Origin of the sequence: Croceifilum oryzae, from assembly GCF_030814315.1 — a bacterium.
Classification (GTDB): Bacteria; Bacillota; Bacilli; order Thermoactinomycetales; family Thermoactinomycetaceae; genus Baia; species Baia oryzae.
Genome location: NZ_JAUSUV010000011.1, coordinates 1 through 11,269, shown reverse-complemented (window position 1 = coordinate 11,269; position 11,269 = coordinate 1). Strand labels below are relative to the sequence as shown.

At 44.5% G+C, this 11,269-nt stretch carries 13 protein-coding genes; 6 read left to right on the top strand and 7 right to left on the bottom strand.

Annotated elements, in window-relative coordinates:
• Positions 1-17 precede the first annotated feature (17 nt).
• Positions 18-1,061 carry an L-erythro-3,5-diaminohexanoate dehydrogenase gene (kdd, locus tag J2Z48_RS12345; RefSeq protein WP_307253969.1) on the bottom strand — a complete coding sequence of 348 codons (1,044 nt, stop codon included), beginning with the start codon at positions 1,059-1,061 and terminating at the stop codon, positions 18-20.
• Between the two features lie 232 nt (positions 1,062-1,293).
• Complete coding sequence (locus tag J2Z48_RS12340) at positions 1,294-2,694, bottom strand: sigma-54 interaction domain-containing protein (RefSeq protein WP_307253967.1); 1,401 nt, start codon at positions 2,692-2,694, stop codon at positions 1,294-1,296.
• A gap of 191 nt (positions 2,695-2,885) precedes the next feature.
• Here J2Z48_RS12340 and J2Z48_RS12335 point away from each other — a divergent pair, with 191 nt between their 5' ends.
• The gene (locus J2Z48_RS12335) at positions 2,886-3,497 is read left to right on the top strand and encodes a prolyl hydroxylase family protein (protein ID WP_307253966.1); all 612 of its coding nucleotides are present in this window, start codon (positions 2,886-2,888) and stop codon (positions 3,495-3,497) included.
• A 142-nt stretch (positions 3,498-3,639) separates the two neighbouring features.
• Positions 3,640-4,203 carry a class I SAM-dependent methyltransferase gene (locus J2Z48_RS12330; RefSeq protein WP_307253962.1) on the top strand — a complete coding sequence of 188 codons (564 nt, stop codon included), beginning with the start codon at positions 3,640-3,642 and terminating at the stop codon, positions 4,201-4,203.
• 30 nt (positions 4,204-4,233) lie between these two features.
• Here J2Z48_RS12330 and J2Z48_RS12325 read toward each other — a convergent pair whose 3' ends face one another.
• From J2Z48_RS12325 to J2Z48_RS12315, 3 genes are all read right to left on the bottom strand, one after another.
• Positions 4,234-4,452, bottom strand: a complete 219-nt coding sequence (locus J2Z48_RS12325) for a type II toxin-antitoxin system HicA family toxin (RefSeq protein WP_307253959.1) — start codon at positions 4,450-4,452, stop codon at positions 4,234-4,236.
• Positions 4,430-4,861: a RelB antitoxin-like protein gene (locus J2Z48_RS12320; RefSeq protein WP_307253958.1), complete on the bottom strand. Its 432-nt coding sequence runs from the start codon at positions 4,859-4,861 to the stop codon at positions 4,430-4,432. Before J2Z48_RS12320 ends, J2Z48_RS12325 begins: the two co-directional genes overlap by 23 nt.
• 121 nt (positions 4,862-4,982) lie before the next feature.
• Positions 4,983-5,306 (bottom strand): hypothetical protein, encoded by a 324-nt coding sequence (locus tag J2Z48_RS12315; RefSeq protein WP_307253956.1) that lies wholly within the window; start codon positions 5,304-5,306, stop codon positions 4,983-4,985.
• Positions 5,307-5,491: 185 nt separating this feature from the next.
• Between J2Z48_RS12315 and J2Z48_RS12310 the strand changes: the two genes are divergently transcribed.
• Complete coding sequence (locus J2Z48_RS12310) at positions 5,492-6,082, top strand: hypothetical protein (RefSeq protein WP_307253954.1); 591 nt, start codon at positions 5,492-5,494, stop codon at positions 6,080-6,082.
• A 228-nt stretch (positions 6,083-6,310) separates the two neighbouring features.
• On the opposite strand, the gene argS is transcribed toward J2Z48_RS12310, so the two are convergent.
• Positions 6,311-7,981 carry an arginine--tRNA ligase gene (gene argS, locus J2Z48_RS12305; RefSeq protein WP_307253953.1) on the bottom strand — a complete coding sequence of 557 codons (1,671 nt, stop codon included), beginning with the start codon at positions 7,979-7,981 and terminating at the stop codon, positions 6,311-6,313.
• Positions 7,982-7,983: 2 nt separating this feature from the next.
• On the bottom strand, positions 7,984-8,427 hold the full coding sequence (locus tag J2Z48_RS12300; RefSeq protein WP_307253951.1) for a YwiB family protein: 444 nt from the start codon (positions 8,425-8,427) through the stop codon (positions 7,984-7,986).
• A gap of 232 nt (positions 8,428-8,659) precedes the next feature.
• Between J2Z48_RS12300 and J2Z48_RS12295 the strand changes: the two genes are divergently transcribed.
• The 3 genes from J2Z48_RS12295 to J2Z48_RS12285 all read left to right on the top strand — a co-directional run.
• On the top strand, positions 8,660-9,400 hold the full coding sequence (locus J2Z48_RS12295) for a YheC/YheD family protein (protein WP_307254081.1): 741 nt from the start codon (positions 8,660-8,662) through the stop codon (positions 9,398-9,400).
• 64 nt (positions 9,401-9,464) lie between these two features.
• Entirely contained in the window at positions 9,465-10,073 is a 609-nt protein-coding gene (locus J2Z48_RS12290) for a BclA C-terminal domain-containing protein (RefSeq protein WP_307253948.1), read from the top strand.
• Between the two features lie 201 nt (positions 10,074-10,274).
• Positions 10,275-11,269: alpha-helical endospore appendage domain-containing protein (locus J2Z48_RS12285; RefSeq protein WP_503128549.1), on the top strand; the 995-nt coding region annotated here is incomplete at its 3' end.

Sequence of the window (11,269 nt, the reverse complement as noted above, 5' to 3'; positions counted from 1 at the left end):
CCTTGGGTTTGGTTTGCCTATGCCTGATACCGTTGATAAAAAATGTCCTTTAAAGCCGGATGATCTCGAAGCAACTGAAGAGTTAAATCAGCGTGACCGGGTGCGTATCCGTTGCCGATCATCATTTGGACATCTTTGCCTGCTCCTTCCGCCCCGAGAGCAGCGGCGGTAAATTTTACGGCAGTGCTGAAGTAATAAACTGTTCCACCATCTCGAGTTGCTAAGATCGAAGAGAGTTCGGTGTCAGGTACGTTGACACAATTCACCGTAATATCTGCCAATCCCCCGTCTGTTAACCCCTCAACCATCTCTTTAACAGCAAGTGGCTGCTTGGCATTAACAGACTGCACCTCATGAGCAATCCCTAATTCTCGAATGACTTCGCAAGCCGCGGGATTGGATTCAATCGCGATCACCTTACCCTGCTCACCAGCCGCTTGCCAAGCGACCGCAAGGCTTAATAAGCCCGACTTCCCACCCGCACCTAACACGACAACCGTATCGCTCGGTTTAACCAATCTCGCCACTTGCGCAGGTGCACCACACACATCCAGTGCCGCTAGAGAAACGGATTCTGGCAAATCATCTGGGAGAATCGCAAACGGGCAACTCGCAAACAAGATGGCCTTTCCCTTTATTGAAATTTGACCGTTATTCATATTTACATGTTGGATCTCTTCGACTAAAAGCGGAGTTAACGTAAGCGACACCAGCGTCGCCACTTGATCTCCCACTTGTAGATCTGATGCAGGAAACTCCACCCCTATCTGGCTCACTTTTCCGATTAACATTCCACCAGAGCCGGTTACAGGGTTATGCATCTTGCCCCGATCCGAAATAATCTTCATGATCATCTCTTTTACTTTTGCATCATCATGTTCACAAGCTTCTTTGATCTGGACAAAGGAAGCGGAATCAATATTTAATCGTTCTACGTCTATAAGGCATTCATTTGCGTATAAGGGAGATACACTATCAAGTCTCCAAGCCGGTTGAGGCAGTACACCCTCTGGCTCGATCACTCGATGCGTCCCAAACGGGTCTCCTTTTCGTTGTTGCATCTTCCTCCACCTCCACATCCTTACCTTATGCAAGTTTTATGCCAATTCACAAAATAGCGTGTCTACAGGGAAATAGCTGAACACATCAAAAAAAGTGCCCATTATTAGGCACCTCTCTAATCAAAAAAGCAATCATATGTAGATATCAACGAAGCTCACTTCCATTCCCCACACAATCATGTAATCGAAATGAGAATAGACTAGGGGCAATCCAGTTCTGATTATTATCCGATTACCTCTGTATTCCTAACTTTCTTAACTTATACTGCAACGTCTGCCTCGGAACCTGTAACGCTTCTGCCGCTCTAGATACTTTCCCCTCAGCTTGAATCATCGCTTGTGTAATCATCTCGCTTTCGTACTGGGCTAATCGATCCACTAAGCTAACCGTCGTACTCCTTTGAAAAGCATGAGTAGAATGTTTTGTCATATGACGAGAGAGATGGCGGAGTTCAATACAATTTGACTCGATAAAATGAACCGCTCCCTCTAGCACATTCCGTAACTCACGCACATTTCCCGGCCAATCATACTGCCTGAATAACATTTCCACTTCTACAGAAAGCGACAGCGACGAAATCGAATATTGCCGAGAAAGATTTCCCAGGAAATAATTTGTCAAAAGTTGCAGATCTTCTTTTCTCTTTCTCAAGGGAAGAAGATGAATGCTCACCACATGTAACCGGTAAAATAAATCCTTTCGAAATTTCCCTGTTTCGACAGCCAACCACGGATCTTCATTAATAGCCGCAATCACCCGTACATCAACGGATCGTAATTTCGAACTCCCCACTCTTCGCAGAAAACTATCTTCTAAAACTCTTAGCAACTTTGCTTGCAGATCAATCGGCATCGCATGAATTTCATCTAAAAAGAGAGTCCCACCATCTGCTAGTTCAAACAGCCCCGCACGATCTTCCGCACCTGTGAAAGCACCCTTTTCCGTTCCAAACAACAAGCTTTCTAACAACGAACTAGGGATAGCTGCACAGTTCTGAACAATGAACGGCTTTTTCTTCCCCATCCCCAACTGATGAATCGACTGGGAAATAATCTCCTTCCCTGTACCTGTCTCTCCAATAATCAAGACAGGAGCCTTGGAATGGGCTACTCTCCTCGCCTTGCTCACCTCTGCCACTAAGGCGGGGTGTTGGGTTAGAAAATCTTCAAACTGGTACAAACAAGCCTTCATTTCCTTATGCGGCACCTTTTTCCACACTTGCTCACGCAATGCATGAACCTCTTCGGATAGCTCTCTCACTTGCGTATAATCGCGGGATATCTCTACCGCACCTAAGCATCGCCCTTCGACATGAACCGGAAAGGTACGATTTAAGGTAGTAATCTGCTTTCCCTTTTGATTCAAAAAGGTTTGTTGGGTATCCGGAAGCCGTTCTCCAGTCTCCAACACATATAAAAGCGTGCTTGATTTCTCCGTCAAGGATGGAAACGCTTCCAAAACATGCGTCCCTAACACCTCTGTCGATTCCATCCCATCTATACGGGAAGCCGCTTGATTATAAAAAATCGTAATCCCTTGCGCATTTACAATATGTACACCTTCTTGGATCCCATGCAACACCTCTTGAAAGACATGCTCACTACATTCACCTTGCCCCCCATGTTGAACCAACGGAATCCCCCCAGATTTGATTTATGCTGAAAATTAGGCAGAAAAAGATCAATAGTCGGCATTGACTTATATTTATAATTGTATATGTTTTCTACTTATTATGCTAGGCTCTACCTTCTACGTCATTTTCAAATCATGTTCCTTCCTTCTACGTAATATATTGTTTATAACTTAGAAACGAGGTGGGGCATATGATTCACAGGTCCGCAACAGTCCTCTGTTTGGACCCATTAATCGTTACGTATGAACAGATTCTTACATTGGAGGAATGCCAAGAGCTCATTCAAATCGTCCAGCCTCAATTGCAGCCGTCGACCATTGTAGGAGAAACCGGACTAATCTATTCCGACTTTAGAGTCTGTAATACCGGTTGGGTCCCCCATCATACTAGCCCATTCACCACTGAAATATGTGAACGAATTGCGAGTATTACGAGACAACCCCTCAGCCACGCCGAACAAATGCAAATAGGGCAATATCCAGTTGGAGGAAGATTTGGCGCTCATTTTGATGCCTTTGAACTCCATAAAGAAGCAAGTTATCAATTCATGACCCACGGAGGACAACGCACTTATACGGCTCTACTCTATTTAAATACACTTCCTGCTGGAGTCGGCGGAGAGACGTTCTTCCCCAACCTAGGCCTAGAAATTGTACCGCAGGCAGGAACACTCCTTGTATTTCAAAACTGTATAAAGGGGACCATTGACCCTCATCCGCTGTCACTACACGGATCTCATCCACTAAATGAGGGCATCAAATACATCGCCACTCTCTGGTTCCGTGAACGACCGCTAGTCTGACTCATTCCAATCTATGTTTGTCGGAAACTCTGAAATCATATACAATGAATAGCCCTTGCTTATAAGATTCCTCATCATCAAGAGGAACCCTATAAGCAAGGGCTATTCTTTTATCTCTTACTCTACAGAAAGCAGTGATACGATGAGCCACACCCAAGAGTTAAAAGTCGTTATAGGCGCGGAAGGAATAAACAACAACCCTGGCTGGATTCACACCGAGCAACATGAACTAAGTCTATTAAATCGAAATGATTGGATAAAACGCTTCTCACCTAACTCAATCCATACCATTCTCGCTGAACACGTATGGGAACATTTGACCTATGGAGAAGGCATCCAAGCCGCCACCATATGCCACGAATTCCTTCAAACAGAAGGCTTTATTCGATGTGCCGTACCAGATGGATACTTTCCAGATCAAGCATATCAACAAATCGTACAAGTCGGCGGACCCGGTCCCACAGACCATCCAGCCGCCAGTCATCAAATCGTATACACCTATACAACCATTACCTCCATGTTCGAATCTGCCGGCTTCGATGTAACCCTCTTAGAATACTTTGATGAAAATGGTCAGTTCCATTATCTCGACTGGAACGAAGCAGATGGATTCATCTATCGTTCGAAACGATTCGACCATCGAAATCAAGATGGAAAATTAGGATTTACTTCACTCATTGTGGATGCAAAGAAGAAACGCAAATAAGGAAAAAGCACAAAGTGCCCAGCCTCTGGATTATGTTTTCCGGTTAAACTCTTCTTGTGTTGTTTTTAACTGTTGCTTCAAGATTCGCTTCCAAAGACCCTTCGGGATTTCCCCACTCCCTTTTGATACTTTTGTAAGTAATACAGTCCCATCTGGCAAGATTTTGCGGTAAAAATAATGGTCTGTGTCTTTGTAAAGCCTCCAATCATTTGACTCACAATATCTCTTAAGTTCTTTCCAAGTCGCCATCGATTAGCTTCACTATATCAACTAGATTATCGTGAATGAGTACATGTAGAACGTAGGGGAAATGATCTCGACGATTGGGGGAATGGAAGTGTAAATTAAATTCCTCCATATAGTTTCTAGCATACTCCATTAAATCTTGAGCTAAAATCTTTTTTAGCTGATCTATACTATCCGTATTCCACATTAGATCGACTTCTTGTAATTCTCCTGTAAAGGAGCCATCATCTTCTTGTATAATCTCTAATGTGAAACGATATCTTTTAAGGATTTCTCTCATGTGCGGTAATGCAATAAACATAGCTAAGTCACGATTACGTTGCACAGCCTGGGGCTTCCCTCGAACAACCATGTCAAAAAACTCTGACCAATTTTTACGTACATCCGTCGATAGAGCTGGTTGCATCAACATCACTCCTCACCTCCATTGTATAACATGTACATAGTGTACACAATATACATGTAAAATATTCTCATATTTAGAAATTACAGAAGAACCCCCCCGCTAAGCCGTAGCATAGGGGGGTTCTGGATTATGATGAAACGCGGTGTCCTGTTAACTTGGAGGAAACGAAAAATCCAGCCTTCGCCTCGCCCTTCATGGTGTCTCCGTCTACCGATACGACAAAGTTCAAACTAAGACTCATCGGCTTCGTAATCTTCATCGTCCACTTTAGCTGATCCCCAGCTACCGTAGGATGAAACGTAAAGGTATCCTCGCCTTGCTTTGCATTTCCTACTATTTGTCCATCTTGAAAAGTAAACTCGACCGAAACCGGGACTTTCCCCATCGGGCTAGCAATCTCCGTTTCCCACTTCCCTAGAAATTGATCTCCATTATTAGACTGACTGCTCATATTATGTACCTCCTATTTTGTCATCCATATGTGCTTCACAAACCAAATTGTATCAGATGTCGGTTTAAGAAATGAAGAAAATATTGACTACTGAAGGGGTTCATTCTATTTCCATATTGCAGGAAATTCCCACCTCGATGTCACATTAATAGAATAAGAGAAATCGAAGGAGAGAACTGAGTTTTATGAGAAAAATGTTTTTCCTATGTATGATTGGTGTTTTGCTGATGGGGACAGGTTGTAATGCGGCGATAGAGGCTCAGCAGGCGAAGAGAACAGAAATTTTAAAAGCTTCCATCGAAAAAACAACTACAACTAACTCAATCATTCGAACAGCTCTAGGCATCGGGGAAGTGTATCCTTCCGTAGAAAGCTTAAGTAAAGAGTCTTCCATTATCATCCAAGGAGTCGTGACCAGCCGAAGCACCTTTCAATCCGAGGGAGTAACCTTTGTAAAATCGACTGTAAAAATAACAAACTCCTTAAGCGGGAAAGTAGTAGCCGGCAACACGATCACCTTTGTCACCCTCCTAGGATTTAGTACCATGAAAGCAACAGAGAAAGTCATATTATTCGGTCGATACCATCCAAAGGACCTCCTCTTCTCACAAGATATCTATACAATCGTAGGCGGATTCCAAGGAGAATTCCATATAAAAGGCAACCGTGCCAAACGAATCACCGAACATCTAAGCAAAACCGATCAAAAAACATTCCCCCCGCTAGAGATGAAACGATCCTTACTAACCAAGAAGATAAAAAAAGCCAAACCATAAAACAAACGCCCTCCCGCGTCTATTAACTAGACTACAAAGAAGGCGTTTAATACAAGTTAACCCATAGAATTAATGTACCTACTCACTACTACTCAAGCAAATTTGTTAATGAATCGGATTCACGATAGATAAGAGAAGAGGAGATGTTGGGTATTTGAGTGGTGATCAAATAGACTCCCCCTTCTCTCCCATCATCCAATAGCCCACTTCATCAACAACCACACAACCCTACATACGCTCCGGAGCCGTCACTCCTACGAGCCCCAGCCCATTCCGAATCACCTGCGCCGTACACTGAAGTAAAGCCAGACGTGCCTGCGACAACTCCACATCCTCTGTCACAACCCGATGCGCACCATAGTAACTATGGAACTGTGTCGACAAATCATACAAATAACGAATCACACGATGCGGGGCGATGGCTGCCGCCGCGGATGCGATCTCATCTGGGAACTCAGCTAATTTCTGCAACAAGTCATACTCCGCATCCTCCGACAATCGGCTCAACACAGCAGGGTCAAATGAAACCGAGACCCCTTTCTCGACTGCTTGACGAAACACACTATGAATCCGCGCATGGGCATATTGAACATAGTAAACAGGATTCTCGTTCGACTGACTCATCGCCAAATCCATATCAAAGTCCAAATGGGTATCTTGGCTACGCATCGCGAAGAAATAGCGAGTCGCATCCACTCCCACTTCTTCCATCAAGTCTACCAACGTAACCGCCTTCCCTGTACGTTTCGACATCTTCACCACTTCTCCACCTTGGAAAAGCTTCACGAGTTGAATAATCATCACATCAAGCGTATCCGCCGAATGCCCTAGCGCTTGCAGGGCCGCCTTCATCCGAGCGATATAACCGTGATGATCTGCACCCCAGATGTTGATCAGACGATCAAAACCACGACTTAACTTATCCCGATGATACGCAATATCAGGCGTAAGATAGGTATAGGAACCATCTTGTTTCACTAGCACACGGTCCTTATCATCACCAAAATCGGTGGATCGTAGCCAGAGCGCGCCATCTTGTTCATACGTACAACCTTGTTTCTTTAATTCTTCTAGCGTTTGTTCAATCACATTCGATTCATAGAGAGTCTTCTCGCTAAACCACTTATCAAAGCCGACACGGAACCCTTTTAGATCCGTCTCAATCTTATTAAGTAGCTTCTCACGTCCCACTTCTTTAAAATAAGCCAAACGCTCAGAGCCCTCTACCTCGGTCCACTTTTTCCCGTCAACCTCGATAATCTGCTCCGCAATCTGCACCATATCCTGTCCATAGTACCCGTCCTCTGGAAATGCCCACTCAATGCCCAAGCCCTCGAAATAACGCGCTTCCAGTGATAACGCCATCATATTCATCTGATTGCCCGCATCATTAATGTAATACTCACGGGTTACATCATAACCAGCCGCATCCAATACATTGCATAATGCATCCCCGACTGCCGCGCCACGCGCGTGTCCCAGATGAAGACTGCCTGTTGGATTGGCACTCACGAACTCTACATTTACCCGCTCGCCCTTACCTGCTTCACTTCTACCAAATGCCTCTTTTTGCTTATAAACTTCAAGCGCCACGTCCGTTAAAAAAGAACGATCCATCGTAAAGTTAATAAAACCCGGACCCGCAATCTCGACCTTGCGAATCTGTGCTTTGGATTGATCTAGTTTCTCTACAATCACATTCGCAATCTCACGCGGATTACGACGGGCAATCCGTGTCAACTGCATCGCCACATTGGTAGCCCAATCTCCGTGGCTCTTATCCTTTGGCACCTCTAGTAAGATATCAGGAATCTGTTCCTCTGTTACCAATTCCGCTTGCATAATAGCCTGCTTAATCTGCTCTTTTAACGTTTCCTTCATCTGCGTCAAAACGCTCATCTTTACCCCTCCAACCAATCAATCGTCAGCTCGTACAATCCTAATAATTGCCCACTCATCGATAACTCAAATGAAAACTCGATCTTTCCACTACCCTGTCCCATCTCTCGGTGATACTGATGGGTATGCACTTCCATCTCCATCTGTCCACCCGGTGTCGTCATCAGGCTTACCGTTACCTCACCCGGGCGATATACTTGACGGTACGAAATTCCACCGCGGCGAATAATGACAAGCTGTTCTTCTCCAGCTCGTACCATCGTGGCTACCTCTTCGGATGTATTCGGATTCTCTTTATAGCGGATTTTCCAATCTGTCCTCGACTGCTCAAACGAACCGGTCATCTCTTGTTCGATCTTCTCTGGTTCAGCCACTGGGTCAGAATAAATAATCGAAGCCACTCGGACTCGGACTTCGCGTAGATCATGTATTTGGTATTGGCTCATATAGGAAATGGCACCCGTTTCTTGCGGATGCCAAACACCTCACTAAAATTATTATGCATCAAGTATAGTAAATGCTTGAAAAGTTAGCAACCGTACTGCACCTACTATTTGAAACATCTCTCTAAAACTATGAAAATACGCTCTTGATAACGTTGCTCTTTTTCATATCATGAATAAAGTGTATCATCCCGTACTCTTCATATAGGTCGAAGGGAGTTATGTAACATTGAGCGTGATTAGTAAAATCTCAAATAGCTATTTATTGAAGAAAAATCCTCTTATTGCGAAAAACATCCCTGACACACAAGTACTTACCCTACGTTCCCTTCACAAAATGCTAGGCAGATATAGAATGCTTTATATCAAACCGAACAACTCCTGCCAAGGAAAAGGAATCGTGCGGATCGAACGCCACAGACAAAATCGCGTGATCCTGATGTCGAGCGACCACGGTAATACACTCACTGCCCCCCTACATGCCCAAAAAATCTTCGATCACATTCAAGAATTTCGCATGGATCGCCCTTATCTGATTCAGCAAGGCATCCATAGTCTGACAAAGAATCACAATCTATTTGACCTACGAGTCCACCTTATCCGTCAAAAATGGACATGGAAAATTGTAGGGATTGCAGGTCGTGTAGCCTCTGAACACTTGATTGTTACCAACTATAATCACGGAGTCGAATACAAACCAATTCGAAAATTACTAAAAAACGACTTAGATTATCTTCCTCCCAAAGCAAAGAAAACCGTAGAGAAAATCCGTGCACTCTCCCTCCAAGCTGCCCATACCATTAGTAGAGCCTATCCCAAATGGAACGAATTTGGCATCGATATCGGAATCGATCGAGACGGTCACATCTGGATTTATGAAGTAAATATCCATCCTTCTATCAAAATATTCCAGATATTTAAACCCGATATATCCAAAAGAATACGCAAAATTAGATGTGTATTCTCGAAAAAATAGATGAATGATCCAAGCCAAACGATTTTGTCCACCATATGAATAGTAGGAGAAAAGGAGGTTTATTATGAAGGATAAAGCAGCAGGATTGAGAGAACATTGTCCATCACCGAAGTGCTCTATTATCCAGAAAATCCTGAAAAGACTCTGTGCACTTGGCAACCGCATTAATGGTTTGAGAAGACGAATCATAGCCTTAGAGAATCGGACGGCTCAAGGTGGGCTATCTGCTTATGGCCAAGTATACAATCTATCCACTGGTATAGTACTAACCATTGGAGCAGGGGGAGATATACCATTTAGTAATAATGGTGTATTAAATAACATTACACATACTACAGGATCCACTCAGATCATCCTACCTCAAGCAGGACAGTATGAAGTCAACTTCCAAGTTAGTGCCGTAGGAGCACTTCTAGGTTTACTAGCTGCTTTTGCCGTTACCGTAAATGGTACAGTCGTCCCACAATCTACTTTTGCGATTAACTTAACAGGGGTTCTAAATCTAGCAGCACAAATATCCGGTTCCGTCATCATCGACGTCCCTGCGAACGCAACCATCACACTACGAAATGTAAGTGGTGTATCTGTTCCCTTACTAGGCAGCCTAATTGGTGCCCTTTCACCACTCAGCAATGCTTCTATGACATTAAAAAGATTAGGTCCTATTGTCTAATCTCAGAAACTACAAATGCTAGACAAAACAATTGGGATGAAGGTTTGAATGGAAAGGCCGTCCTCTTTATGAGAAGAGCGACAGCCTACCCCTCTTCAAGCATTCACCCACTTTTTTGTAGACATCCTACCCAAAAAAACTGGAACACGAACAAGTTAAGGAGCATAACTATAGCAAGAATTATTTCAAAGGAGGTATAACATGTCTCAAGCCAATATCCCAAACATTTCACCAAACATTTCCATTACGAGAGAAGATGCAGTCAATCTACTGCTGTCCTCGATTGCGTTAGAAGAGCTAGGACTTAGCCATATTATTAATGCCGAAGGGGAAAAACTCCAATATGTTCTCGGAACGCTCCCCGGAGTATCAACCACCTTTCAACCAACGATCACCGACTTACTTACGATCAATGCGAGTGTTCGCGACACAATTAATGTAATCGGTAAGAAAGAATGGATTTTAAACCAGAAGTTAGAAAACGTGTTAGACACAGACGTTACGAGGGGACCAACGGGACCCCAAGGACCTCCGGGAACCACCGGATCATCAGGAGGACCTCCAGGACCATCGGGCCCTCCAGGACCTCAAGGCACGGCAGGACCTCAAGGTATCACAGGACCTCAAGGACCTCAAGGACCTCAAGGACCTCAAGGACCGACTGGAACGTTTGCTACAGGTGGCACCTTATTCGTGGTTCAAGGGAATACAGGCGCTGACGGAACCGTTCCACTCGGTTTCGGAGATACAATAAACTTTATATCCAATACGTTAGACATTTCGGTAACACCTGGTTCTGCCGTCGTAAGTCTAGAAGTGCCCACTGGTACTACTGGAGCCATCGCAGACATTGTTCAAGAAATCATTGCAGAACTCGGTCTTACTGGTGCCACAGGACTTACCGGAGCTACAGGACCTCTCGGACCTCAAGGACCTCAAGGCGATACAGGACCTCTTGGACCCCAAGGACCTCAAGGCGATACAGGACCTCTTGGACCTCAAGGACCTCAAGGCGATACAGGACCTCTCGGACCTCAAGGACCTCAAGGCGATACAGGACCTCTCGGACCTCAAGGACCTCAAGGCGATACAGGACCTCTTGGACCTCAAGGACCTCAAGGCGATACAGGACCTCTTGGACCTCAAGGACCTCAAGGCGATACAGGACCTCTTGGACCTCAAGGACCTCAAGGCGA